27 protein-coding genes are annotated in these 25,027 nt (G+C 64.3%); 8 read left to right on the top strand and 19 right to left on the bottom strand.

Going from position 1 to position 25,027, the window contains the following annotated elements; genetic code table 11:
* Positions 1-46 precede the first annotated feature (46 nt).
* Both ATI53_RS03705 and pip read right to left on the bottom strand, forming a co-directional pair.
* Complete coding sequence (locus tag ATI53_RS03705) at positions 47-1,585, bottom strand: ABC transporter substrate-binding protein (RefSeq protein WP_111549750.1); 1,539 nt, start codon at positions 1,583-1,585, stop codon at positions 47-49.
* A 46-nt stretch (positions 1,586-1,631) separates the two neighbouring features.
* A complete protein-coding gene (gene pip / locus ATI53_RS03700) occupies positions 1,632-2,630 on the bottom strand; it encodes a prolyl aminopeptidase (RefSeq protein WP_111549749.1) in 999 nt (332 codons plus the stop codon).
* Positions 2,631-2,683: 53 nt separating this feature from the next.
* Between pip and ubiG the strand changes: the two genes are divergently transcribed.
* The gene (gene ubiG / locus ATI53_RS03695; protein WP_051989505.1) at positions 2,684-3,430 is read left to right on the top strand and encodes a bifunctional 2-polyprenyl-6-hydroxyphenol methylase/3-demethylubiquinol 3-O-methyltransferase UbiG; all 747 of its coding nucleotides are present in this window, start codon (positions 2,684-2,686) and stop codon (positions 3,428-3,430) included.
* Positions 3,427-3,735 (top strand): YciI family protein, encoded by a 309-nt coding sequence (locus ATI53_RS03690; protein WP_009505560.1) that lies wholly within the window; start codon positions 3,427-3,429, stop codon positions 3,733-3,735. The genes ubiG and ATI53_RS03690 overlap by 4 nt, the downstream gene beginning before the upstream one ends.
* Here ATI53_RS03690 and ATI53_RS03685 read toward each other — a convergent pair.
* The 3 genes from ATI53_RS03685 to ATI53_RS03675 form a co-directional block, all read right to left on the bottom strand.
* Positions 3,732-4,172, bottom strand: a complete 441-nt coding sequence (locus ATI53_RS03685) for a MarR family winged helix-turn-helix transcriptional regulator (RefSeq protein ID WP_009505559.1) — start codon at positions 4,170-4,172, stop codon at positions 3,732-3,734. The two genes, ATI53_RS03690 and ATI53_RS03685, sit on opposite strands and share 4 nt — an antisense overlap.
* 66 nt (positions 4,173-4,238) lie before the next feature.
* A complete protein-coding gene (grxC, locus tag ATI53_RS03680; protein WP_009505557.1) occupies positions 4,239-4,499 on the bottom strand; it encodes a glutaredoxin 3 in 261 nt (86 codons plus the stop codon).
* Positions 4,500-4,535: 36 nt separating this feature from the next.
* A complete protein-coding gene (locus ATI53_RS03675; RefSeq protein ID WP_111549748.1) occupies positions 4,536-5,264 on the bottom strand; it encodes a ComF family protein in 729 nt (242 codons plus the stop codon).
* Between the two features lie 14 nt (positions 5,265-5,278).
* Between ATI53_RS03675 and ATI53_RS03670 the strand changes: the two genes are divergently transcribed.
* Together ATI53_RS03670 and hemH are read left to right on the top strand one after the other, a co-directional pair.
* Positions 5,279-6,097, top strand: a complete 819-nt coding sequence (locus ATI53_RS03670; protein ID WP_009505554.1) for a methyltransferase domain-containing protein — start codon at positions 5,279-5,281, stop codon at positions 6,095-6,097.
* Positions 6,098-6,149: 52 nt separating this feature from the next.
* Positions 6,150-7,202 carry a ferrochelatase gene (gene hemH / locus ATI53_RS03665; protein WP_111549747.1) on the top strand — a complete coding sequence of 351 codons (1,053 nt, stop codon included), beginning with the start codon at positions 6,150-6,152 and terminating at the stop codon, positions 7,200-7,202.
* 90 nt (positions 7,203-7,292) lie between these two features.
* Here hemH and ATI53_RS03660 read toward each other — a convergent pair whose 3' ends face one another.
* Positions 7,293-7,487: a ferrochelatase gene (locus ATI53_RS03660; RefSeq protein WP_009505551.1), complete on the bottom strand. Its 195-nt coding sequence runs from the start codon at positions 7,485-7,487 to the stop codon at positions 7,293-7,295.
* Between the two features lie 141 nt (positions 7,488-7,628).
* Positions 7,629-8,219, bottom strand: a complete 591-nt coding sequence (locus ATI53_RS03655; protein ID WP_009505550.1) for a L,D-transpeptidase — start codon at positions 8,217-8,219, stop codon at positions 7,629-7,631.
* Positions 8,220-8,415: 196 nt separating this feature from the next.
* On the opposite strand from ATI53_RS03655, the gene dalA reads away from it, so the two are divergent.
* On the top strand, positions 8,416-8,985 hold the full coding sequence (dalA, locus tag ATI53_RS03650) for a divisome-associated lipoprotein DalA (RefSeq protein WP_009505549.1): 570 nt from the start codon (positions 8,416-8,418) through the stop codon (positions 8,983-8,985).
* 251 nt (positions 8,986-9,236) lie between these two features.
* On the opposite strand, the gene ATI53_RS03645 is transcribed toward dalA, so the two are convergent.
* The 8 genes from ATI53_RS03645 to hslO form a co-directional block, all read right to left on the bottom strand.
* Positions 9,237-9,731, bottom strand: a complete 495-nt coding sequence (locus tag ATI53_RS03645; RefSeq protein ID WP_009505548.1) for a L,D-transpeptidase family protein — start codon at positions 9,729-9,731, stop codon at positions 9,237-9,239.
* Positions 9,732-9,811: 80 nt separating this feature from the next.
* A complete protein-coding gene (locus ATI53_RS03635; RefSeq protein WP_009505547.1) occupies positions 9,812-11,026 on the bottom strand; it encodes a class I SAM-dependent RNA methyltransferase in 1,215 nt (404 codons plus the stop codon).
* Positions 11,027-11,065: 39 nt separating this feature from the next.
* Positions 11,066-12,907 (bottom strand): ABC transporter ATP-binding protein, encoded by a 1,842-nt coding sequence (locus ATI53_RS03630; protein WP_009505545.1) that lies wholly within the window; start codon positions 12,905-12,907, stop codon positions 11,066-11,068.
* Complete coding sequence (locus ATI53_RS03625) at positions 12,904-14,775, bottom strand: ABC transporter ATP-binding protein (RefSeq protein ID WP_009505544.1); 1,872 nt, start codon at positions 14,773-14,775, stop codon at positions 12,904-12,906. Before ATI53_RS03625 ends, ATI53_RS03630 begins: the two co-directional genes overlap by 4 nt.
* A 40-nt stretch (positions 14,776-14,815) precedes the next feature.
* A complete protein-coding gene (locus tag ATI53_RS03620) occupies positions 14,816-15,394 on the bottom strand; it encodes a LysE family translocator (RefSeq protein ID WP_009505543.1) in 579 nt (192 codons plus the stop codon).
* Positions 15,391-16,530, bottom strand: coding sequence for a CCA tRNA nucleotidyltransferase (locus ATI53_RS03615; RefSeq protein WP_111549745.1), 1,140 nt, complete (start codon positions 16,528-16,530; stop codon positions 15,391-15,393). The genes ATI53_RS03620 and ATI53_RS03615 overlap by 4 nt, the downstream gene beginning before the upstream one ends.
* Positions 16,527-17,129, bottom strand: a complete 603-nt coding sequence (locus tag ATI53_RS03610; RefSeq protein WP_111549744.1) for a CoA pyrophosphatase — start codon at positions 17,127-17,129, stop codon at positions 16,527-16,529. Before ATI53_RS03610 ends, ATI53_RS03615 begins: the two co-directional genes overlap by 4 nt.
* Positions 17,126-18,103 carry an Hsp33 family molecular chaperone HslO gene (gene hslO, locus ATI53_RS03605; RefSeq protein WP_009505539.1) on the bottom strand — a complete coding sequence of 326 codons (978 nt, stop codon included), beginning with the start codon at positions 18,101-18,103 and terminating at the stop codon, positions 17,126-17,128. The genes ATI53_RS03610 and hslO overlap by 4 nt, the downstream gene beginning before the upstream one ends.
* 76 nt (positions 18,104-18,179) lie before the next feature.
* Here hslO and ATI53_RS03600 point away from each other — a divergent pair, with 76 nt between their 5' ends.
* A complete protein-coding gene (locus ATI53_RS03600; protein ID WP_034452987.1) occupies positions 18,180-18,617 on the top strand; it encodes an NUDIX domain-containing protein in 438 nt (145 codons plus the stop codon).
* Here the strand turns inward: ATI53_RS03600 and ATI53_RS03595 are convergent.
* Entirely contained in the window at positions 18,605-19,885 is a 1,281-nt protein-coding gene (locus tag ATI53_RS03595) for a PP2C family protein-serine/threonine phosphatase (protein ID WP_034452985.1), read from the bottom strand. The genes ATI53_RS03600 and ATI53_RS03595 overlap by 13 nt on opposite strands.
* A 145-nt stretch (positions 19,886-20,030) precedes the next feature.
* Here ATI53_RS03595 and ATI53_RS03590 point away from each other — a divergent pair, with 145 nt between their 5' ends.
* Positions 20,031-20,366 carry an Hpt domain-containing protein gene (locus ATI53_RS03590; RefSeq protein WP_009505536.1) on the top strand — a complete coding sequence of 112 codons (336 nt, stop codon included), beginning with the start codon at positions 20,031-20,033 and terminating at the stop codon, positions 20,364-20,366.
* Here the strand turns inward: ATI53_RS03590 and ilvA are convergent.
* Positions 20,363-21,589: a threonine ammonia-lyase IlvA gene (ilvA, locus tag ATI53_RS03585; RefSeq protein ID WP_009505535.1), complete on the bottom strand. Its 1,227-nt coding sequence runs from the start codon at positions 21,587-21,589 to the stop codon at positions 20,363-20,365. The two genes, ATI53_RS03590 and ilvA, sit on opposite strands and share 4 nt — an antisense overlap.
* A gap of 39 nt (positions 21,590-21,628) precedes the next feature.
* Positions 21,629-22,363 (bottom strand): hypothetical protein, encoded by a 735-nt coding sequence (locus ATI53_RS03580; RefSeq protein ID WP_009505534.1) that lies wholly within the window; start codon positions 22,361-22,363, stop codon positions 21,629-21,631.
* Between the two features lie 130 nt (positions 22,364-22,493).
* Between ATI53_RS03580 and ATI53_RS03575 the strand changes: the two genes are divergently transcribed.
* Positions 22,494-23,714 carry an argininosuccinate synthase gene (locus ATI53_RS03575; RefSeq protein WP_009505533.1) on the top strand — a complete coding sequence of 407 codons (1,221 nt, stop codon included), beginning with the start codon at positions 22,494-22,496 and terminating at the stop codon, positions 23,712-23,714.
* A gap of 589 nt (positions 23,715-24,303) precedes the next feature.
* Here ATI53_RS03575 and ATI53_RS03570 read toward each other — a convergent pair.
* Complete coding sequence (locus tag ATI53_RS03570) at positions 24,304-25,020, bottom strand: sulfotransferase-like domain-containing protein (protein WP_034452983.1); 717 nt, start codon at positions 25,018-25,020, stop codon at positions 24,304-24,306.
* Positions 25,021-25,027 lie beyond the last annotated feature (7 nt).

Here is a 25,027-nt window from a genome sequence, read left to right as displayed (position 1 = left end):
GCGGACGGCGGCGACAAGACGGGGCTGGTCGCGCGATGGGCGACCGTCAGGCGCGCCACCACCGTTCGGCCAGGCGCGCATTGTCCAGCGCGCGCGCTGTGCCAAGCGTCCCCGGTGTCGCGATGCGGTCGCTGACTGCCGACAGATGATCGGCAAAGACCGGGATCAGCAGCCCCCCCTCGTCGCGCAGGATGTGCTGCATTTCCGCATAGATCCCGGCGCGGCGCGCGCTGTCGAGTTCGGACCGCGCCTCGGCCAGCAGCATCTGGAAACGCGGGCTTTGCGCCATGCCCCATTGCGTATCGTTCCACGGCGCGCCGTGTTGCAGTGCGGTCGAAAACATCCAGTCCTCAGTCACCCGCCCCGACCATGCGGTTGCGCGAAACGGTGCCTGGCGCCAGGTCTCGCGCCAGTAATCGCCCGACGAATCGTGCGTGGCCACGATGTCGATCCCCGCCGGACGGGCAGAGTCGGCGAACAGCGCGGCGGCCTCGGGGGCGCCATCGAACGCCATGTCTGACACGCCCAGCGCCACGGTCAGACCCGACAGCCCGGCCTTGCGCAGATGATGCGCGGCACGGTCGGGATCGTAGGCGGGCGCGGCAAGCCCGGCATCGTAGGAATTGAGCGGCCCGATCGGGCTGTCTGCCCCGATTCTGCCGTGCCCCAGCAACACCTTGTCCAGAATGCCCTGCCGGTCGATGGCATGTTTCAGCGCCTGCCGGATGTGCAACACGTCAAAGGGCGCGGCGCCGGTCTGCATCGCGAAGCCGTAATACTGGTTGCCCGCCACCCTTTGCAGGCGCAGCCCCGGTGCATCTTGCAGCCGCGCGGCGCGCGCGGGCGCGACCCGGTCGATGGCATCCACCTGCCCCGACCTCAGCGCCGACACCCGTGCCGCCCCGTCGGACATCGCCAGGAATTCGACCCGCTCGAACCAACCGGCCTGCCCGTCCTTGTAATGGGTTTCGACGCGGCGCCCGACAAAGCGGCGCCCCGGCTCGAAGCTGTCGACGCGGTAAAGCCCGGTGCCGATGCCCCGCGCCATCGCTTCGGGGATGCGATCCGCCGGGTAGATCAGCAGCGCGGGATCGGCGAGCAGCCAGGGAAAATCGGCGTTTCCGCTCGCCAGCGTGAACCGTATGCGGTGGTCGGTCAGACGCTCGGCGCTGGCGATCGTGTCGACCAGCGGTCGCGCGCCCGACGCATCATCGCGGTGCAGCGCAAGCGAGGCCAGGACATCGCGCGCGCCAAAGGCGCCGCCGTCGTGAAACCGCACGCCGTCGCGCAACGTCACGTCCCAGATGCGGGCGTCGGGGCTGGCTGTCCATGCGGTGGCGAGTTCGCCGCGCAGCGAGCCGTCCGCAGCGATCTCGGTCAGGGTATCGAACACGGCAATGGCGGCGGCCCCGATGAAATTGCCCATATGGGTGCGCGAATCCCACCGGTCTGCCGCAGAGGCCCCCGTCAGCCCGGCCTTGAGCGTGCCACCCATCCGCGCCGGCGCGGCGGCCAGGCCGGACGCCCCCAGCACAGCGGCCGCAAACGCGGTCTGGATCAGACGGCGACGTTTGAATCCGCTCATCGCGACACCCGTCGCGGCGGAAAGATCCTTGCTGTCTGCGGCTGGATTACCGGGCCCATGTGCCCCGCACCCCTTCTTCGTCCGCGATCTTGTCCATCACCCGCACCAGTTCCGCGCTGATCCCCGGTTCCGACAACGCATGCCCGGCGTTGCGAATCATCCGCAGATCGCAGTCGGACCACGCCTGCGCCAGTTCCCACGCGCACCGTGGCGGACAGATCATGTCATAGCGCCCCTGCACGATCACACCGGGAATCCCCGCCAGCCGGTCCACGTTGTTCAGAATCCAGCCATCCTCGGTCAGAAAGCCCGCATTGACGAAGTAATGGTTTTCCAGCCGGGCAAAGGCGCGGGCATAATCTCCGGGCGCCTCGCCGCCATTGCCATTCGAATAAACCGAGGCCAGGGCGTTTTCCCAGGACGACCAGGCCCGCGCGAATCGTATCTCTTCCGACAGGTTCCCCGAAAACAGCCTCTTTTGGTAGGCGGCGATCAAATCGCCTTGCTCGGCCTCGGGGATAAGATCGCGAAACCGCGCCCAGGGCTCGGGCCAGAACTGCCCCGCGCCGCCACCGTAGAACCAGTCAAGCTCGGCCTGGGTCATCATGAACACCCCGCGCAACACAAGGCGGCGCGTCCGTTCGGGATGGCTGATGCCATAGACCAGCGACAGCGTGGCGCCCCAGCTGCCCCCAAACACGATGAAATCGTCGATGCCCAGCGTTTCGCGGATGGTTTCGATGTCGCGCACAAGGTGCCATGTGGTGTTGTCGGTCACCGACGCGTGCGGTTGCGAGCGCCCGCAGCCGCGCTGATCGAACAGCACCGTGCGATACACCTCGGGGTCGAAATATCGCCGCATCGCAGGCGAACAGCCGCCACCGGGCCCCCCGTGCAGCACGATGACCGGCACGCCCCGGGGGTTGCCACATTGTTCGACATAAATCTTGTGCCCATCGCCCATGTCGATCATGCGTTGGTCGAATGGGTCGATCGGCGGATAGAGGTATTGCACTGCGCTCTTTTGGCCCGAGTATCTGTCCATATACGGACTATATTGGCAGGCAGGCCCGAATGACCATGGGGGAAATTCAAGATATGACCGACACCGTCGATCCAGCCGAAATTGCCAAGTTCGAAGCGATGTCCGCCGAATGGTGGGATCCAGCCGGAAAATTCAAACCGCTGCACATGATGAACCCGGTGCGGCTGGACTACATCACCCGGCAGGTGGCCGGGGAATTCGGGCGCGACCTGTCGGGTGATCGCCCGTTCGACGGGCTGCACATCGTCGACATCGGCTGCGGCGGAGGGCTGTTGTGCGAACCGATGGCCCGGCTTGGCGCCACGGTCGTGGGGGTGGATGCGGCGCCGCGCAACATTCCCGTGGCACAATTGCACGCGCAGCAATCGGGGCTGAGCATCGACTACCGCCATACCACGGCCGAGGCGCTGGCCGCGACCGGCGACCGGTTCGACGTGGTGCTGAACATGGAGGTGGTCGAACATGTGGCGGATCCGCTGGCGTATCTGACCGCCTGCCGCGCGCTGCTGAAACCCGGCGGGCTGCATCTGTGTTCAACCATCAACCGCAACGCCAAGAGCTTTGCCATGGCCATCCTTGGGGCGGAATGGGTGATGCGCTGGCTGCCAAAGGGCACGCATGACTGGGCAAAATTCATCACCCCGGATGAGTTGTTCGGCCTGATGACCCAGGCGGGGCTGACCCCGGTGGACCGCAAGGGATATGTGTTCAACCCCGTGACGTGGGACTGGCGCATTTCCGACCGTGACCTGTCGGTGAATTATGTGACCGCCGCACTGGCGCCAAAGGACGCAGCATGAGCCTGATCGCGCCCGGAAACAGCCTGTTTGTCATCGACATCGCCTACACGGCGGCGTTTGACGCGGTGCAAAAGGCGATGGCCGCGCATATGGATTTTGTCCGCGGCTGCTATGCCACGGGGGTGTTCCTGATGTCGGGGCCGAAAGAGCCGCGCCGCGGCGGCATCGTCATCGCGCAGGCCGCCAGCCTGGCCGAGATCGAGGCGCTGGTCGCGCGTGACCCCTTTGTGCAGGCCGGGGTTGTTGCGGTGCAGATCACGCAATTCCATGCCTCGAACATGGCCGGGGCGCTGAAGGCGCTTTAGTCCGCTTCAAGCTTGAGGCGCAGTTCGCGCAGCACCGGCAGCGCGGCGCGCACCTTTGTCACCCCAAGCTCGCCGACCATATCGGCGATCACCGGGGCCATGGCCAGCAGCGCCGCCTCGCGGGCATTCCTGCCTGCGGTGCTGATCGACACCATCTTGCGCCGCGCATCGTCCCAATCGGGGCGAATATGCACATAACCGGCCATTTCCAGCTTGGCGATGGTGTTGGTCATCGCACCGCGCGTGACGTGAAAGCTGCGCGCAAGCTGCGCGGGGCTGCGTTCATACTGTGCGCGCGCCAGATGGTTCAGCACCGAGAAATGCGAGATTTCCATCTTGTTGGGCAGCACGCGCGTCAGCCTGTTCCGCAAGAGCTGGTCCGCAGTCAGGATCTCGCTGAAAAGGGATATGGCAAGCGCGGTCTCGGTGCTGTTCATCTTTGTCGCCGATCCTGAGGTCCGGACGTTCTGGACTGCAAGTCGCTGACGGGTCAACCGGAAAGGTCAGCCCCCGGCCAACAGCGCATCCAGCTTGCCGTCGCGTTCCAGCGCATACAGTTCGTCGCAGCCACCGACATGGGTCTTGCCGACAAAGATCTGCGGCACCGTGCGCCCGCCATTGGCACGCTGGGTCATTTCGGGACGGCGCGAGGGGTCCCTGGCCACGTCGATTTCGGTAAACTCGGCGCCTTTCGAGGTCAGCAGACGCTTGGCGGCGTGGCAAAAGCCGCAATAAGGGGTGGTGTAGATGTCGATCGTTTGCATCGGGGGGCCTTTCCAGTTGCGGCTATCTCAGCGGATCTAGGGCTCCTTTGCAACGCGCGCCAGCACGCTGATACAAACTTCGCTGGCTCCGGCGGCAAGGCAGGCCTCGGTTGCCGCCGAAAGCGTCGCGCCCGAGGTCAGCACGTCATCGACGATCAGCACCGGACGCCCCTCGATCAGGTGCCGACAGCGGGGACGCACGCGCAGGGCGTCGGCAAGCGCGTGGTAGCGCGCTTCGCGCGATTTGCCGTCAAGCGAGGCGGTGTGGCGCAGCCGTTCCAGCGCGTTGGGGACGTGGTCGATCCCCAGTTCCTGCGCCAGCGCGCGCGACAGCAGCGCCGACTGGTTGTAGCGGCGTTTGAAATGGCGGCGCAGGTGCAGCGGGATGGGCACGGCGATCATGTTGTCGCGCAGCATCGGACGCGCCTGCCGTGCCATCCAGCTGGCCGCCGGCAACGCGATGTCGTGCCGGTCGCCGTGTTTCAGCATCAGTACCAGCTTGCGACCGTTGTCTCGATAGACCAGCCCGGCGCGCCCCTGCATCCAGGGCGGCGGCGTCACAAGGCAGTCATCGCAGAATTCCGCATCGTCCGAATCGCCGATCAGCGGGATTCCGCAGCAATCGCAGGTCAGCCCCGCGATAAAGGGCGTATCGCGCCAGCAGGTACCGCACAGGCCGAAATCGGTTTCCACCAGCCCGCCGCAGATCAGGCAGCGCGACGGGTAGACCATCTTCAGCACGGTTTGCAACGCGGGCATGAACATTCTAACTGTCTTTCATGACCGAAGCCTCGCCCCTTATCGACCGTATCGCCCTTGCCCGGCACCGAACACGCGCGGCGGGTGCGCCGGCGCTGTTCCTGCACGAATCCGCGCGGGACGAGGTGCATGATCGCCTCGGCGTGGTTAACAAGACGTTTATAAATCCAGCCGTGGTGACGCCGTTTCCGCAGCTGTGGACCGGCCTGCTGCCCGGCCTGACCATCGTGCCCGACGACGATGTTCTGGCGCTGGACCCCGGCGCGCATGATCTGGTGATCCACGCCATGGCGCTGCACTGGGCGAACGATCCTGTCGGCCAGCTCGTGCAGTGCCGCCGTGCGCTGAAACCGGACGGGCTGTGTCTTGCGACCTGCCTTGGCGGTCAAACCCTGGCCGAGCTGCGCGCCGCCCTTGGCCAGGCCGAAATCGAAGTGACCGGCGGGCTGTCCCCCCGTATCCTGCCGATGGGCGAAATCCGCGATCTGGGCGGGCTGATCCAGCGCGCCGGGCTGGCGCTGCCCGTCGCCGACAGCTTTACCCTGACCGCAAGCTACGAAAGCGCGCTGCACCTGATGCGCGACCTGCGCGCGATGGGGGAAACCAACGCGCTGACGGACCGGCTGAAACGCCCGACGCGTCGCGGGGTGATGCTGCGCGCAGCCCAGATCTATGGGGAAAGCTACGGCGACGGGGCGCGCATCCCCGCCAGTTACGAGATCGTCACCCTGACCGGCTGGGCGCCCGATGACGGCCAGCAAAAGCCGCTGCGCCCCGGCTCTGCGGCACAACGTCTCGCCGATGCGCTGGATACGCGGGAAACGCGGCTGAACGATTGATGATATCGTGATCCGAGATACCTAAGCAAAGTACTTAGCAAAGGCCAGGACAATGCTCGACGACACCGCAAGCCGCCCCTCGCACGCCTCTTCGGACCACCCGGTCGTGACGGCGCCAAAAGTCGGCGTGCTGCTCGCCAATCTTGGCACGCCGGATCACTATTCATACTGGCCGATGCGGCGGTATCTCAACGAATTCCTGTCGGACACCCGCGTCATCGACTATCCGAAATGGAAATGGCAGCCGCTGTTGCAGGCCATCATCCTGACCAAACGCCCGTTCAGTTCCGGCGCGAACTACAAGTCGATCTGGAATGAGACGCTGAACGAAAGCCCCCTCATGACGATCACCAAGCAGCAGACCAGCGCATTGGCCAGCAGGATGCAGGATGCTTATGGCGGTCGGGTGATGGTGGATTACTGCATGCGCTACGGCAACCCGTCGACACGGTCCAAGGTCGATGCAATGGTCAAAGCCGGGTGCCGCAAGATCCTGTTTTTCCCGCTTTATCCGCAATATGCGGGCGCCACGTCGGCCACCGCCAACGATCAGTTCTTTCGGGCGCTGATGGACCAGACGTGGCAACCCACCGCCCGCGTCGTGGACCCCTATTTCGAACATCCCCGATATATCGAGGCGCTGGCCCAATCGGTCGAGCGCGGCTATGCGGCGCTGTCGGAACACCCCGACATGCTGGTCGTCAGCTACCACGGCATGCCCAAACGCTATCTCATGCAGGGCGACCCCTACCATTGCCAATGCCAGAAAACGACGCGCCTGCTGCGCGAGCGGCTGGGCTGGGATGAAAGCCGCATCACCACCACGTTCCAGTCGGTGTTCGGCCCCGAAGAATGGCTCAAACCCTATACGGTAGATCACGTTGCCGACCTGGCCCGCCAGGGAAAGAAGAAGATCGCGGTCATCGCCCCGGCCTTTTCCGCCGATTGCATCGAAACGCTGGAAGAGATCAACGAAGAGATCCGCGAAAGTTTCGAACATGCGGGTGGCGAAAGCTTTACCTACATCCCCTGCCTGAACGACGATCCGGCGCATGTGGACGCGCTGTCGGCGGTGATTGCGGAAAACCTCGGCGGCTGGGTCTGACGACCCGCCCGCCGACTGCGATCAGGCACAGAAAAAGGCGACGCCCGAGAGCGCCGCCTTTTCCAAATTCCAAACCGGATAGCCCGGTGATCAGTCGACCGACACTGCGGCTGCGACAACGGCCAGCAGGATCAGCGGGATCACGATGCCAGCGGACGACGACGACTGCTGTGCTTCTTCCACGACCACGACGGGCTCCATCACCACGTCGTCTTTTGCATACGAACCGGCCATTGCGGTCGAAGCGGTTGCGGCGAGCACGGAAGCGAGAGCGAGTTTCTTCATGATATCCTCCAGATAATCGCTTGTCGAAATTCTAATGTCACGACAAGCACCCAAGATTTACCTCGTATTTCCGTCTAAGCAGCAAATCCTGACGATTGCAATGTGACTCGCTCGGCCCATGGGGGACCCGTCCTGGTGTCGTCAAATTAGCAACACCTGCGTGCCAACATTGGCCATATTGTACAGCGCCTCGATATGCTCGTTGTACAGGCCGATGCATCCGTTGGACGATCTGCGCCCGATCTTGCGCGTGTCGTGGGTGCCGTGAATGCGGTAATACGTCCAGCTCAGATGCATGGCGCGGGTGCCCAGCGGGTTGTCCGGGCCGGGGCCGACGTAATCGGGCCATTCCGGGTTGCGCTCTTTCATCGACGGGGTCGGGCGCCAGTCGGGTTCCGGATCCTTCAGCACGACCCGCGTGCGGCCCAGGCGGGTCAGATCCTCGGTCAGCGGCACCGAACAGGGGTACAGATGATAGGTGCCGGTCTCTTCCCAGTAATGCAGGGCGCGCGACTGCGTATCCACCAGGATCGCCCCGCTGTTGAGGTTCGAGAAATACGGCTGCCAGTCGAGCGACCGGAAGCTCGATATGTTGCGCCGCGTGATGGCCGAGATGTCGCGTTCGAATTCGACGGTGCCGGAACCGTTGACGCTTTGCGCCAGAGCGGGCGTGCCGATCATCGCCGCCCCGGCCGCCAGAAACGCGCGCCGGTCAAAACCTTTGCCTGCCATGTGGATCCTGTCCCCCAAGCTGGGTCCGGCCCAGAGGCCGGACAGACGAATAACAAGCGCGTATGATATGGCCTGAATGCCGCAGTCGCAAATCAAACCCGGTGCGATCACGTCGATGTGCGTTTGATTAGCAACGCTCGACGCGCTAATCCGGTTGAGATCTGAATTTTTCATACGAAACAACCAAGGCAGGATGATGGATAGACGCGCGTTCGTGATGATGGGGGCGGCGCTGCTGGCGGCAGCTTGTGCACCTGCGCCTTCGACCGAAGCCCCCAGGCTCGGTCCCGACGGCAAACCGCTTCCCCAAGTCTACCGGATTTCGGCCGCCGAGGCCGCAAAGATCGAATACAACATGCTCGATTCGGTGAACGCGCTGCGTCAGGCCCGCGGCGTGGCGCCGTTGCAGCTGAACGCGCGGCTGAATGCCGCCGCGGCGACCCATTCGCGCGACATGTCGGTGCAGAACCGGCCCTGGCATTTCGGGTCCGACGGGTCTTCGCCGATCGACCGGGTGCGGCGGGTGGGCTACACCGGGCGGCTCGTGGGGGAAAACATTTCGGAAACCTACGAGACCGAAACCGAGACCCTGGCCGCCTGGATGGAAGACGCCGCCACACGCGACGTGATCCTGGACCCCGCGGCGCGCGACCTGGGCTTTGCCTGGTACCAGGAACCCAACGGCAAGATCTGGTGGACGCTGACCACCGGCGTGCCGGGCATGGCGGCGACGCCGGGTGTCGATCAGATCGCCCTGGCGCAATAAGCAGGGCGTCTGAGCCGTTGCACGGCTTCAGGCGGGCGGCTGCGCGGCACGCGCGAACGAAACGAGGCGGCCGCACACCGTGCTGGCGCCCCTCGGTTTTCGCGCGGCCGGCGGTGTTTTGCGCCGCTTGTTCAGGGGGCATGCCGTTGTCCCCGACGCGCTGAACCCGGCGCAGATCGCCGCCACCCGGACCTGGAACCGCGACCCGCGGCGAAAGACGGAGACGATTTCGCAGATCGAATCGTCGGTTTTCAGGGGTGGATGGCGATCGGTGTTCCGTCGCGGACCATGGCGTAGATGTCTTCGATTTCGCGGTCGGTGACGGCGATGCAGCCCCATGTCCAGTCGCGCCCGCCCTTGCCGTATTCCTTTGGACGTCCGTGAATGAAGATGTCGCCGCCCGGACTTTTGCCCATCGCGCGCGCCTCGGCCCGGTCCACCGGATTGGGATAGGAAATCCCGATGCTCAGGTGAAAGCGCGAGTCCGGGTTGCGCCGGTCGATGAAATACAGCCCCTCGGGGGTCTTGCCGTCGCCTTCGAATCGCTTGTGACCGCTGGGCGCGAACCCCAGCCCGATGTCGTAGCTTTCCAGCACCTTGTCGTGATGCAGAAGATACATCCTCCGGTCGCTTTTGTGCACCACCACCTGGGTGATCTCGGGGCCATTGTATGTCTTGAACTTGCTGCTGCACGCCGTGACGGCAAGGCACGCGCCCAGCAGCAGGATGATCCTGAAAATCCGCATCTGTCCGCTCGTTTTTGTTTTTGGGTCTTTTGCCCGCAACATTAGCGCGAAAGATGGCGGCGCGATAGCCGCGGCGATGCTCACCTGTGCGTGAACGCCGCCGCCAGCTCGACATGGGTGGACCAGCGGAACTGGTCCACCACCTGCACCCAATCCAGCGTGTAGCCTGCCGCCACAAGCGTCGCCGCGTCGCGGGCAAAGGTCACCGGGTTGCACGACACATGCGCGATACGCGGAACGGCGGCGCGCGCAAGCTGATGGCACTGCGCCTCGGCCCCGGCGCGGGGCGGGTCGATGACGGCGGCATCAAAGCGCGTGAGATCTTCGGCGATCAGGGGTTCGCGGAACAGGTCGCGCACCTCGGTCGTGACGAGGCGCAGCCCCTGGGCCATACGCCAGCCCTTGTCGAGCGCGACCGTCATTGCCCGGTCGCCTTCGACCGCGTGCACCCGCGCCTTTTCCGCCAGAGGCAGCGCGAAGGTGCCGCATCCGGCGAACAGATCCACCACATGCGCGGCCGTGCCGACGATTTCGGTCACCGCGCCAAGCAGCGCCGTCTCGCCCTGCGGCGTCGCTTGCAGGAACGCTCCGGGCGGCGGCACCACGCGTGCGGCGCCCATCGCCTGTTGCGCCGGGCGCAGGGTCATCACCTCGTCGTCCCAGGCGATGCGTGCGCAGCCGTGGCGGCGCGCCAGCTCTGCCAGCTGCATTTCCTCGGTCGGGTCCAGCGGTTTGCCGCCGGAGACGTGCGCGTCCAGCCCGGTGGCGCTGACGGTCAGGGTGACCGAGAGCTCGCCCTTGCGCGACCCCCCCAGCATTGACAGCGCCTCGACCAGCGGCAGCGCCTGCGCCAGTTCGGGCTGCACCAGCAGGCAATCGGGCACCGACACGATCACGTCGGACCCTTTCATATGAAAGCCGGCGAGCGCGCCTTTCCTGGTCCGCCGGGCTGAAAACGACGCGCGGCGGCGGCTTTGCGGCGGCGAAACCGCGATGGGGCGGAATTCGGTGTCCAGCCCGTGCGCGGCCAGCGCATGGCGCACCACGCCGGTTTTCCAGTCGGCCACGAAATCGTCACGCGCGTGTTGCAACTGGCAGCCACCGCAGCTTTTGGCGTGACGGCACGGCGGTTTGACGCGGGTGTCGACCGGAGTGACAATACGCGGGGCGGCCATCCGACCGCCATCGATGACACCTTCCACCACCTCGCCGGGCAGCGTGCCGGGCACAAAGACCGGGCCGGGCGCAATGCCGTCGCCCTGATGCCCCAGCCGTTCTATCGTGACCTGTTCCATGGTGCGCTCATGCCCCGAAGCAGGGCGGCAAGGCAAGCCTCACTCTGCCGCTTCGGTTTCGTCTTCGGGCACCATGAAGCCGCCTGACTGGCGATGCCAGTACCGCGCATACAGCCCGTTGCGCGCCAGCAGCGCGTCATGGGTGCCCGCCTCGGCGATGCGACCGCGATCCAGCACGATGATCCTGTCCATTTCCGACAGGGTGGACAGGCGGTGCGCGATGGCCATGACGGTCTTGCCCTGCATCACCCGTTCCAGCGCCGACTGGATCGACGCCTCGACTTCGGAATCCAGCGCGCTGGTGGCTTCGTCCAACACCAGGATCGGCGCATCCTTGAGGATCGCGCGGGCCAGCGCGATGCGCTGCCGCTGCCCCCCGGACAGCTTGACGCCGCGCTCGCCCAGATGCGCGTCATATCCCGAACGCCCCGCATGATCGCGCAGGGTCTGGATGAACTCATGCGCCTCGGCCTTTTCGGCGGCGGCGATGACCTCGTCCATGGTGGCATCCGGCTTGCCGTAGCGGATGTTGTCCAGCGCCGAGCGGTTGAACATCGCGGTTTCCTGCGTGACCATGCCGATCTGGCGGCGCAGGCTTTCCTGCGTGACCTGTTCGATGTTCTGCCCGTCGATGAAGATGCCGCCCCTCTCGGCGTCGTACAGCCGCAAGAGCAACGCCACCATCGTCGATTTTCCCGCGCCCGATGCACCCACAACGCCGATCTTTTCCCCCGGCGCGATGTCCAGCGTGATGCGGTCGAGGCCCCCGTCCTTGCGGCCATAGGAAAAGCCCACGTCGCGGAATTCGATGCGCCCCCGCGCCACCGTCAGCGCGCCTGCGTCGGGCGCATCCAGAAGGGTGTGGGCGGGGGTGATGGTGCGGATGCCGTCCTCGATCTCGCCGATGTTGGCGTACATGCCCATCAGGGTGAAACTGACCCAGCCGGTCATCTGCGCCAGCCGCAGCGCCACCGTGCCGGTGGCCGCGATGTCGCCCGCGCTGACCAGCCCCACGGACCAGTAGAACAGCGCGCCGCCGATCAGAAGCACCGGCAGGGTGCCGGCCAGCGCCATCAGCCAGAACCGGAACTGCGCCGACACATGACCAAAGGCGATGAACCGGTCGCGATATGTGCTCATGGCGCCCAGCGCGGCCTGATCTTCGAATTCGTCATGGGCGAACAGCTTGACCGTCTTGATGTTCGTCACCGTATCGACAAGCTGGCCCGTCACCATCGCCCGCGCCGCCGCGCGGGATTTCGACGTTTCGCGGATGCGCGGCATGAAATGGCGGATCAGGAAGCCATAGGCGACGATCCAGATCACCAGCCCTACCGCAATTCGCCAGTCCACCGCGCCCAGCAGCCAGACCGACCCCATTACCGATGCGACGGCGAACAGCACCGAATGCACGGCTTCCGTCACCACATCGTTCATCGCCCGCGCGGTCTGCATCTCCTTTTGCGAGATGCGCCCGGCAAAGTCGTTGTCAAAGAACGCCACCGCATGCCCCAGCGTGTAGCGGTGAACCCGGCTGAGGATCAGGTTGAACACGTTCGGCTGCATCATCACCGATTGCGTATACGCCGAGATCCCCAGGATCGCGGGGCGCAGCAGTACGAAAAAGCCAAGGCACAGCAACAGGAACCAGCCGTGCGCGCTGAACACTGCGGACGGCGCGCCGCCAAGCGCCCGGTCGATCACGTCGCCCAGCAACTTGGCCGACAACACTTCGGTCACGCCGCCAAGGATCGAAAACGTCGCCGCCGGGATCAGCACGGGCCACGCGCCGTTCAGCGCCCAGGCCATGAACCGCCACAGCGTCGAGGGGGGAGGCGCCTTGGCGCGCGCAAACGGGTCGATAAGTTCGGAAAGGGTCATTCCGCAGCCTTTTCGGGATCTGTCTGATCGGACGCCGGCTGGTCTGGATCAAGGAAACCTCCGGACTGGCGGGCCCAGAACCCTGCATATAGACCACCTTGCGCCAAAAGCACGTCATGGGTGCCCTGTTCGACGATCTTGCCGCCGTCCAGCACGAGGATACGATCCATATGCGCGATGGTGCTTAGCCGATGGGCGATGGCGATGACGGTCTTGCCCTGCATCATGCCGTACAGCGTGTCCTGAATGGCGGCCTCGACCTCGGAATCCAGCGCGCTGGTCGCCTCGTCCAGCAACAGGATCGGCGCGTCCTTGAGGATGACGCGCGCCAGAGCGATCCGTTGACGCTGCCCGCCCGACAGCTTGACGCCGCGTTCGCCCACATGCGCGTCGTAGCCACTGCGCCCCTGCCCATCTCGCAAGCCAAGGATAAACTCATGCGCCTGCGCCTGTTTCGCGGCGGCGATCATCCCGGCTTCGGTGGCGTCCGGGCGCCCGTACAGAAGGTTGTCACGGACCGACCGGTGCAACAGCGCGCTGTCTTGCTGGACCATGCCAATGGCGCGGCGCAGGCTGTCCTGCTGCACCCGCGTCACATCCTGATCGTCGATGAGAATTTTTCCCGATTCAGCGTCATAAAACCGCAGCAGCAGTTTCACCAGGGTCGACTTGCCCGCACCCGAGCGCCCCACAAGTCCGATCTTTTCCCCCGGCGCGATGGTCAGGGAAATTTTCTCAAGGCCGCCTTGCCCACGCCCGTAGTGGTGGGTCAGCGCGTCCAGGCGGATCTCGCCTTGTGTCAGACGCAGGGGTTGGGCACCGGGGTCATCGACCAGCGCGATGGGCTGGGCGATGGTTTCCATCCCCTCGGCCACAACGCCAAGCTGGCGGAAAAACGTCGTGAGCGCCCACATGATCCAGCCGGTCATCGAGTTCAGCCGCAGCGCCAGCGCGGTCGCGGCGGCGACGATGCCGACGCTCGCCAGCCCCTGCATCCAAAGCATCAACCCCCAGCCGACAACCCCGACGATCAGCAGACCGTTCAGCACCACCAGCACAAGGTCCATGATGGTGTATAGCCGCATCTCCTTTTGAAACGTGTCGCGGGCGAGGTCGATCGCTTCTTTTGCGTAATCCAGTTCCTGGCGGTCCTGCGCGAACATCTTGACCGAATGGATGTTGGTGTAGGCATCCACCACGCGCCCGTTCACCTGGCTGCGGGCATCCGATGCGGCCTTGGACGCGGGGCCGACACGGCGGATCAGCCAGCGCATCAGCACGATATAGCCGATGAACCACAACACCAGCGGCAGCATCAGGCGCGGATCGGCATCCGCCAGCAACACGGCCGCACCAACGATATAGGCCAGCGCGAATGTCAGCGCGTCAAAGACCTGGAACACCGCCTCGCCCGCCGCCGGAGGCGTTTGCATGATGCGATTGGCGATGCGCCCGGCGAAATCGTTTTCAAACCAGCCGATGGACTGACGCAGCACCTGCGCGTGCGACCGCCAGCGGATCAGGATGCCAAAGCTGGGCATGATCGCGTTGTTCAGCACCAGCACATCCAGCGCCTGAATCAGCGGGCGCAGGAACAGGACGAAAACAGCCAGCAATATCAGAGTGGTGCCGTGATCCTGCCAGACCTGCGCCGGATCTCCGGCAAGGATGTCGACAACCCAGCCCATCGCCCAGATCAGCCCGATTTCGACGCTGGCCACTGCGACCGACAGCAGCCCCGCCCAGACAAACAGTTTGCGAAACGGGTGTGCGTATTCTGCGATAAACGGCAGCAACTTGCGCGGCGGCGTGTCCGACGCGGTGTATTCGGTATAGGGATCGACCAGATTTTCGAAATAGCGGAACATGTCGGGGGGTCCTTGCCAGGCGCGGAGTGTCCCCGATTCCCTACTGGAAGACCATGACCGAAAAACTGCCCAGCGCGACGGCCATGATCCGCGAAAAGATCCGCCACGCCTGCGGAGTTGTGAGCAGCCAGGTGAGCAGGCTGCCCGCGCTTGCCCAGAACAGGCAGCACAGCAGGTTCAGCCCGCTGAAGGCGCTGCCCAGCCGGATCGCTTCGCCCAGCGGACCATAGCCTCCGGGATAGGCCGAGCTTGCGGCCAGCGCCACCGCCCAGACCTTGGGGTTGATCCACTGGAACAGCACCGCCTCGATCAATGTCATGGGGCGGTCGCGCCCCTGCCCGCGTGCGCGATGCGAATGCCACAGCCCCCAGGCCATCCACAGCATCCAACCGCTTGCGGCGATCTTGAGCGCAAGCTCCGACACCGGCGCCCGCGCCAGCAGCGTCGCAATGCCAAGACCCGTCAGCCCGGCGGTGATGCCCACCCCCAGCACCACACCGAACAGATGCGGCAGCGTGCGCTTCAACCCGAACCGCGCGCCCGACGCTGTCAGCAAAACCACGTTCGGCCCCGGCGAAAATAGCCCGAGGAAGACAAAGCCATACAGCGGGTCGATCATGACAGAAGGTCCGCTTTCGTTAGTGAAAATCCCGATGCCACCCAGCGGGTTTCAAGGTCTTTCAGCGCCTTGCCCAGGTCTGGCCCTTGCAGGCCGGGCATCAGGTCACGCGGTTTCACGGGAAACACGGCCGAGACGCCTTGCGCGATCAGGGCGTCGGTGTCGGGCGCCAGCGGCACGCCCAGGCTGGCCGCCCGCAGCGCCGCCACGTCGCGGGCAAACGCCGCGCCGTGGCGCCAGGCGGTTTCGGCCAGATTGTCACAACCCAGCGCCGCGCGATAATCGCTCAGCCGACGTTGCTGCCGCCGGGACAGGCGCAGTTGCGACCCATTCACCCCCAGCACCGCAAGCCGCCGCAGCGGATCGGGCGCCAGGCCCGCGCCCTGTTCGATGTGGATCAGAGGCCCCAGCGCATCCGGCGACGCCCCCGGAAGCACCCGCGCCAGCGCGCCGACCTGCGCCATGCAGGCCACGGCAGGCGCAGGATCGGGCGCGCCGAGCAGCTTCAGAAGCTCTTGGCCCACCCGTTCGGCGGACAGCGTTTCCAGCCCGTCCAGCCCGTCGGCAATGCCCGAGAGCGCGTCCGGGTCCATGCCCTGAGACGGGTCGGCGTACCACGCGGTAAAGCGGAAAAATCGCAGAATACGCAGGTAATCCTCGCGAATGCGCGCGCGCGCGTCGCCGATAAAGCGCACCTTGCGCGCGGTCAGGTCCGGCAGGCCTCCGACCGGGTCCAGCACGTGACCGCGCGCATCGGCATAAAGCGCGTTCATGGTGAAATCGCGTCGCGTCGCGTCTTCTTCGACGTGGTCGGAAAACCGCACGACGGCGCGCCGGCCGTCTGTTTGCACATCGGCGCGAAAGGTCGTGACTTCATGCCCGATGCCATCCGCAACCACCGTGATCGTGCCATGGTCGATGCCCGTCGGCACCGGTTTCAGCCCGGCCGCCTGCGCTAGCGCAACCACCTGTTCGGGGCGGGCATCGGTTGCGATGTCCACGTCCGACACCGGCACGCCCATCAGCGCGTTGCGCACGCAGCCGCCCACGGTGTAGGCGCTGTGCCCGCCCGCCTCAAGCATGCGCAGCACCGCCTGCGTCGGCGCCGCGCGCAGCCAGTCGCCGGTCACCCTCACAGGGCGATGCGCCCGGCCAGCGCCCGCAGCATCCGCGCGGTGGCACCCCAGATATAATAGGGGCCGAAGGGCGCGGTGTAATACAGCCGTCGCTGACCGCGCCAGCGGCGGCCTTCGATGCGGTATCGCGCCGGATCGGCGACATGGGCAAAGGGCACGCGAAAGATTTCGGCGACCTCACCCGGTTCGGCCACGGCGGCAAAGGGGCCGGCAAGCGCCACCACCGGCGTCACCAGAAAGCCGGTCACGGTTTCATGCGGGGGCAGCGTGCCAAGGATCTGCACCCTGTCCGGGGGCATTCCCACTTCCTCGTGCGCTTCGCGCAGCGCCGCGCCCACCGGGCCATCGTCGCCGGGGTCGACCTTGCCGCCGGGAAACGCGATCTGGCCGGGGTGGTGTTTCAGCTTTGAACTGCGCTTGGTCAGCAGCAGATCCAGCCCGGTGTCGCCGGGCAGAAACGCGGCGAGCACCCCCGCATGGCGCAGTTTGCGACCCTCGGGCAGGAGCGCGCCTGGGTTCAGGTCGAAATCCGACGAGGGCTGCCCCGTGGCCTGTAGCGCGCGGCGCAACGCATCGGCCTGATCTTCGGCAAGAGTCACTTTTTCGCCTCGAACCCCACGGTCTCTGGGTCGAGATCGTAATGCGCGCCGCAGAACTGGCAATCGGCGGTGACGCGCCCGTCGTCGGTTGTCATCTTTTCGATGTCGCGGGCCGAATAGATCGACAGCGACTGGCGCACGCGATCCTCGGAACAGGTGCATCCGAATCGCACCGGCTGGGCATCAAAGACCCGTGGCTGTTCCTCGTGGAACAGCCGCACCAGCAGATCGGTCGGCGGCAGGTCCGGTCCGATCAGTTCCAGTTCGTCGACCGTATCGACATGGAAATTGACGCGTCGCCAGTTTTCCTCTTCGTCGCCATCGACCAGGTCCTCGGCCCTGAGCAGGCCTCCGTCGCCCGAGCCGCCCCCCTGCGCAAAGGGCGACGCCTTGGGCATGACCTGAATCATGATCCCACCCGCGCGCCATTCACCTGTCCCGTCCGCGTTCATCGCCTTGCCGAAGTTCAGCGCAAAGCGGGTGGGCAACTGCTCGGACTGGGCAAAATAGCTTTCGGCGCAGGCCGCAAGCGATCCGCCCGCCAGCGGCGTGATGCCCTGATACGGGGTCGTGCCTTCGCCCTGATCCATCAGGATGGCGAAGTATCCGTCTTGAAGCTGATCGAACGCCGCCTGTTCATTCACCTGATCCCGGTCGAAACTGGCGTAGGCGCGGATGCGCGCGGGCTCGCCCTCGGCGGTGGGGGCGAAATAGTCGGTGGCGATCATCCGCACCGCGCCGCGCGTCTGCACCTGAAGCGACAGCTTCCAGCGCAGCTTGACCGTCTGGCCGATCAGCGCCGTCAAAAGCGCCATCTCGGCCACCAGCGCCTCGACCGGTTCGGGGTAGTCATGCTGGCTCAGGACACCATTCAGCACCCCGTCCAGCCGGGCGACCCGGCCACGGATGTCGGAGAGATCAAGCTGAAACGGGAGAACGGTGTCATCCCAGGCAAGTTTGCTGCCGATGGTCATGGGGTTTCCTTATCTGCCGCGCGTTGGCATACCGGCACCATATAGGCAGAGCAAGGTCGATACCAAGGGGGCCGACATGATCCGACGCCACGGAGACGCACCCGAAGCCGGGCGACGCTATACGCTGAGGCGCGGGGCCTACGCCATCCTGCCGCGCGACGGCGCGCTGCTGGTCACCCATCAGGATGATCCCTGGCCGGAATTTCAGCTGCCCGGCGGCGGCATAGATCCCGGCGAATCGCCGGTACAGGCGCTGCACCGCGAAGTTTACGAGGAAACCGGCTGGCACATCGCCCGCCCGCTTCGGCTTGGCGCGTTCCGGCGGTTCACCTTCATGCCGGAATACGACCTATGGGCAGAAAAGCTGTGCATCATCTACGCGGCGCTGCCGGTGCGCCCGCATGGCCCGCCGATCGAACCGGGCCATACGGTGCACTGGATGGCACCGGCTGCGGCCGCCGGACTACTGGGAAACCCCGGTGATCGGGATTTCGTGCTGCGTCACGCGGTCTGAGCATCATCCGGCCCATCGAATTCAAGCAGGGCGGCAGAGATGTCGTCTTCGAGGGGGACGCCGTCGCGGGCAAGCTGGCTGAGCCGCCAGAACAGATCATCCAGAAATTCGGTCCCTTGCGCATCTGCCCCCTGCCCGACGAGGCACTGGCCGACCAGTTCGGCCAGCCCGCCCTGGTCCAGCATCTGTCCGCTTTTCAGCCTCGCCTCTGAAAAACCGTCGGAATAGATCAGCAGCCGATCACCGGGCCGCATGTCAAATTCGATACGGTCATATTCGACATCGGACAGGAGGCCGATGGGCAACCCGCCGCAGCCCATGAATTCCACCTCACCGTTGGCGCGGATCAGAAGCGGTGGCGGATGACCCGCCTGCACCATCTTTACGCTGCCGGTGGCGAAGTCGATGACCGCGTAGCCCATCGTCAGGTATTCCGCCACGCCGGGGTCCGCCGAAAGGCGCGCGTTCAGCCGCCTGGCGACCTCTTCGGGCGGACAAAATGCAACGAGATGTTCGAAACGCCGTTCCAGCGCGATATTCTGATCCGGAAAATCGCCGCCAAGATAGCCCGCCACCCGCGCCGTCATCAGCGCCGATGTGATGCCGTGCCCGGAGACATCAATGCTGTAGACACCAAGCCCGAACTGGTTGGGGCTGAAAAACCCCACCAGATCGCCCCCTACATGACCACAGGGTTTCAGCAGCAGGCTGACACGCGCAGGGCCGTAATCATGGAAACGCCGGGGGACCAGCGCCTCCTGAATGGTGCGGGCCTGGCGCAGATCACGGTCGATCGCATCACAGGCGCCGCGCAACTCCGCGAGCGTATCGGTCAGCTTGCGCTCCATCTCAAGAATGCGGGCGCCGGCGTTGATGCGGGCACGCAGCTCGTCGGAATTAACCGGCTTGGTGAGAAAATCATCGGCCCCCGCATCCAGACCGGCGGCAATTTCACCCTTTTCGCTCTTCGAGGTCAGCAAGATGAAATACCCGTAATTGTCGCGCCGCAGTTTGCGAAACCGGCGGCAGAATTCCAACCCGTCCATGCCCGGCATCATCCAGTCCGACAGCACCGCATCGGGCACCACCGTTTCGCACAGCTCAAGCGCGGCTTCGGCGCTTTCGGCCTGCCACACCTCAAACCCCCAGCGATTGAGCATCGCACTCAGGATCTTGAGCTGCACCACGCTGTCGTCCACCACGAGCACCCGCCTGAGGTGTGCCGAGGACGGGGTAAGGGTGGTGCTATTTGCGGTGTTCGGTTGCAATCGCGTTTCCGGAAATCGAATGACGTTCAAGAAGTCATACCGCCCGGTCCCTAATTCAACCTTTACATGCCCCCGAACAATTTGCCGAAACCGCTCAGAAATTATTTACTTCTTCCCGCTACTTTTTTTGGTCAGGAGGTGCGCCATGATCGACTGGGACCGTGTGGCCGAGCTTCGCGATGAAATCGGGGCCGAAGATTTCGACGATATCGTCGATGCCTTCCTGACAGAGGTCGAAGGCACACTCGAAGAGCTTCCGCAGGCCGCCGGATCGGCCCCGGACATCGAATCGAAACTGCACTATCTGAAGGGCAGCGCCCTGAATCTTGGCTTTTCGGCGCTGGCCACGCTTTGCCAGACATGGGAAAGCGCTGCGAAACGCGGCCAGATCGACGACATCGACCTTGCCAGGGTCTCGACGATCTACCGATCCTCGCGCGACGAATTCCTGCGAGAATTGCCGAAACGCTACGCCGCCTAGATCAGGAACTGCGCCAGCGTCTCGTCATCGGTGATGTCGCGCCAAGCATAGCCGTTGGCATCGAGATGCGCATGAAGGCGCGCAAAATTTTCGGGCGCCCCGGTTTCGATCCCGATCAGCACAGAGCCGAAATTTCGTGCCGATTTCTTCAGGTACTCGAACCGCGCGATGTCGTCTTCGGGACCCAGAAAATTCAGAAAATCCTTCAGCGCGCCGGGACGCTGGGGCAAGCGCAGGATGAAGTATTTCTTGACGCCTAAAAACCGTTGCGCGCGCTCCTTCACTTCGGGCAGACGCTCGAAATCGAAATTCCCGCCAGAGGTGACACACACGACCGTACGCCCGCGAATCGCCTGGCCCAGATCCTTGAGGGCATCGACAGACAGCGCACCCGCAGGTTCCAGCACGATGCCTTCGACATTCAGCATGTCCAGCATGGTGGTGCACAGCCGATCCTCGGAAATCGCCAGCGTGTTCGCCAGGCCGACGCCCTTGAGACAATCGAACGTGCGCGCGCCGATCTGTCCGACCGCCGCGCCATCGGCAAAGGTGTTTACCTGCGCCAACGGCACCGGCTTGCCTGCTTCCAGTGCCGCGCGCAGGCAGGCCCCGCCGGACGGCTCGACAAAGGTATATTGCACGTCATTGCTGAAATACCCAAGCATTCCCGAGCCAAGCCCGCCGCCACCAACCGGGATCACCACATGATCCGGCAAGCGGCCAAGCTGGGTTTCGATCTCGGCCGCGACGCTGGCCTGCCCCTCGATCACGTCGTCATCGTCGAAGGGCGATAGAAAATGCCCGCCCGTCTCGGAACAATATTGCTGCGCCGCCGCCAGCGTGTCGTCGAAATAGTCGCCGGTCATCACGATCTCGACCATGTCACCGCCAAAGATCCGGGTCTTTTGAATCTTCTGGTCCGGCGTTGTCACAGGCATGAAGATCACGCCCTTTTTCCCGAAGAACTTGCACATGAAGGCGACGCCCTGCGCGTGGTTTCCCGCAGACGCCGCAATGAACAAATCCGCCTCGGGGCGCTTGGACATGGCGTTGAACGCACCGCGCAGCTTGTAGCTTCGCACCGGGCTGAGGTCTTCGCGTTTGAGCCAGATGTCGGCGCCGTAAAGGGCCGAAAGGTGGGCGTTGCGCTGTAGCGGTGTCTCGGGGAAAACCGCGCGCATCCGCTCTGCGGCGGCGCGGGCCCTGTCGTGAAAACTGTCCATGCGTCTGACCTTGCGCAATCCGCGCCGCTTGGCAAGCGGCTAGTCGATGTGCCGGCCCTCAATAAAGTGGCCATAAAGGGTGGTCAGCAGCGACACTCCGAACATGGTCACGAACCAGTTGATCACGACCGAATAGATCAGGCTCACCGGCCCCGAACTGTCGCCGTCGATCATCGCCGGAATTTCGATCAACAGCCGCCCGCCCATGACGATCAGCGCCAGAACCAGCAGCGCGTTGTCGCTGGACCTTGTCGCCTCCCAGCTGTCGCGCAGGGTCAGCGGGTGCGCCACGGCAGCGGCGGGCAACACCAGCCCAAGGCGGAAAAACACATAGCTCGCCAGCCCGACCAGGCCAAAGGCGATCACCCCGCCCAACTGGGGCACCGCCTGTGTGACGCCCAGCGCCAGCCCCGCAAGCACGCCAAACAGCAGCCCAAGCATCAGGCCGAGTCCCAGCGACCGCCACAGGTAAGCGCCGATTTCGGACCCGTGCCAGCGCGGCGCAAACCCTGCCGGCCGTTCTCCGATCAGCACAAAGCGGTGCCAGCCTACCGCGATCCACAGGCTGAACAGAACGGTCACGACCAGGGTCAACAGCGCGATCAGAATCTCCGGCAACCCGCCAGAAGACGGCGCCGTCTGCCCGGCGCTCGTGCCGATCAGCGTGGTGAACAGAATCTCCTGAGCGACATACAGTACCGCTGAAAGCCGCAGCGCGACGCCAAGGTTGTCCACCACCATCCGTATCGAATGAAGGAATAGTTTCCAGCCCATCTGGCGCGCCCCATCTGTCGTCTTTCCCGGCAGGGCTATCACAGGAACCGGGCCGGTCAACGTCCGATCCTTGCCCCCTGCGTCAAAAGGCCATAAACCGCGCGGCAGATTTCATCACAAGGAACGAAGCATGTCGGCGCCCAAGAAAGTCGTCCTGGCCTATTCCGGAGGCCTCGACACCTCGATCATCCTCAAGTGGCTGCAAACCGAATACGGCTGCGAGGTGGTAACCTTTACCGCCGATCTCGGCCAGGGCGAAGAGCTGGAGCCCGCCCGCGCCAAGGCCGAGATGATGGGGGTCAAGGAGATCCACATCGAGGACCTGCGCGAGGAATTCGTGCGCGATTTCGTTTTTCCGATGTTTCGCGCGAACGCGCTGTACGAAGGGCTGTACCTGCTGGGCACCTCGATCGCGCGCCCGCTGATTTCCAAGCGCCTCGTCGAAATCGCCGCCGATTGCGGGGCCGATGCGGTGGCGCATGGCGCGACCGGCAAGGGCAACGATCAGGTGCGGTTCGAACTGGCGGCCTATGCGCTGAACCCCGACATCAAGGTGATCGCGCCGTGGCGGCTGTGGGACCTGTCGTCGCGCACGAAACTTATTGATTTTGCAGAGAAAAATCAAATCCCAATCGCCAAGAACAAGCGGGGCGAAGCGCCGTTTTCAGTTGATGCGAACCTGCTGCACACCTCGTCCGAGGGCCGCGTTCTGGAAGACCCGGCCATCGAGGCGCCGGAATATGTGCTGCAGCGCGTGGTCCCGGTGGAACAGGCACCAAACGAGCCCGAGATGGTCGAGATCAGCTTTGAAAAAGGCGACGCGGTGGCGATCGACGGCCAGGCAATGTCGCCCGCAACGATCCTGACCAAGCTCAACGAGCTTGGTGGCAAGCACGGCATCGGCGTTCTGGATCTGGTGGAAAACCGCTTCGTCGGCATGAAATCCCGCGGCATCTATGAAACGCCCGGCGGCACGATCCTGCTGGAGGCTCATCGCGGCATCGAACAGATCACGCTGGACAGCGGCGCGGGTCATCTGAAAGATTCGATCATGCCGCGCTATGCCGAGCTGATCTACAACGGCTTCTGGTTCTCGCCCGAACGCGAAATGATGCAGGCGCTGATCGACAAGTCGCAGGAACACGTCACAGGCACCGTTCGGCTGAAGCTATACAAGGGATCGGCCCGGACTGTCGCGCGCTGGTCCGAACATTCGCTTTATTCCGAAGCGCATGTGACTTTCGAAGACGACGCCGGCGCCTACAATCAGGAAGACGCCAAGGGCTTTATCCAGCTTAACGCGCTGCGTCTGAAACTGCTTGCCGCACGGAATCGTCGCCTCAGGGGTTAAGTCATTTTCGCAAAACGGTACCCTGTCGTCCCCGCTGGGCATGCCTCCGGCGGGGATAGTTTCGGTGTCAGGTGTTTGATCCCTTGGCCCGCTGGTCCGATCCTTTCGATGGAAGGGAGAGAAGCCCTATGGCACGACATATACGTCACGACCAGGTACGCCATCCGAGCAGCGATTCAGCGATCGCCAGCTTCGACCGTGGCGTTGACCTCAGGGCTCCGGATGAACCCGTAGGCGGTTGCCAAACGGCGCAAGCGACCTGCACTTCCTCGCCCTCTCGCCTGAGGAGCGCTGGCACGTCATCAATCGTTCCATCGTTGGCGCGGACTTGCCTAAGCGGCTGAACTGCTGGCGTTATATCTGGTCGCGAGCGCGACCAGATGTCGGATGTATTTTGGCAGAACCCTGGCGGCGTTTGTTTCGCCCCCGCTGTTCCTGAATGTCGCGAAGTCCGGGACAAAGCGATTCGAGTAATGAAGATGCAAGCCTTGGTGCTGCAGGGCGCAAATGCATATTTTCACAAGGTGCATATATCCCTACATGGCACACCGCCTGCCACGCTGAGCGCGAACTTAGCGGGTTAGCAGCGTCAGGCGGGCAGGCAGGCGCGCATTTTCTCGTAATGCGGCAACGCGTCTTCGACGAGCGCCATGCCTGCGGCGTCAAGACCGGGCATCGGGCCCTCTGGCCCGGCGAACCCGGTCGAACGATGCACGTCGCGATACCAATGCGCCGCCCAGATTCCATCGGCAGGATGCCCCCCCAAAGGCCACGTCAGCATGGCCGGATCGAAGGAAAGCCCAAGCGCCGCGCACAGATCGCGCAACCGCGCTTCGGGATTGGCCCGAATGTCGCCGCTGTCGATCACCAGCGGAGTCAGCCCCAAGGACAGCACATGATCGTAGATTTCGGCCTGCGCCGCAAAACCTATGTCGGCGGCGGTCGGGTTTTCATACCCTTTGGAAAAGCTGGCAACCACGCGGGCGGGATGGCGCAGCAGAAAGACATGCACGCAATCCTTCATGAAATCGCGGGGCATTCCGGCGATCATGTGCTGGCACATGTGCTTGTGATACGCATGCGTCTTGCCACGCGGCGGCGGCCCCCGCAGGACGGCGGACATTTCCCTGGCGGTTTCGTATCGCGCGTCCATGATCTCCCGCGCCATCGGATGAGGCAGGCGTGTGCGGCGCAAATACGGGCCATAAAACGGCTCGTCCACGACGTGGAAATCGGATCGGCTTCCGAAGGCATACATGAGTGCCGTCGACAGGTTCCGTGGTCCCGACCACATGGCGAGTTTCATGGCGGGG

The sequence above is a fragment of the Salipiger aestuarii genome (genome assembly GCF_003259905.1).
Lineage (GTDB): Bacteria > Pseudomonadota > Alphaproteobacteria > Rhodobacterales > Rhodobacteraceae > Salipiger > Salipiger aestuarii.
The sequence above is the reverse complement of the archived record's forward strand: the minus strand, read 5'-3'. Positions and strand labels throughout refer to the sequence as shown.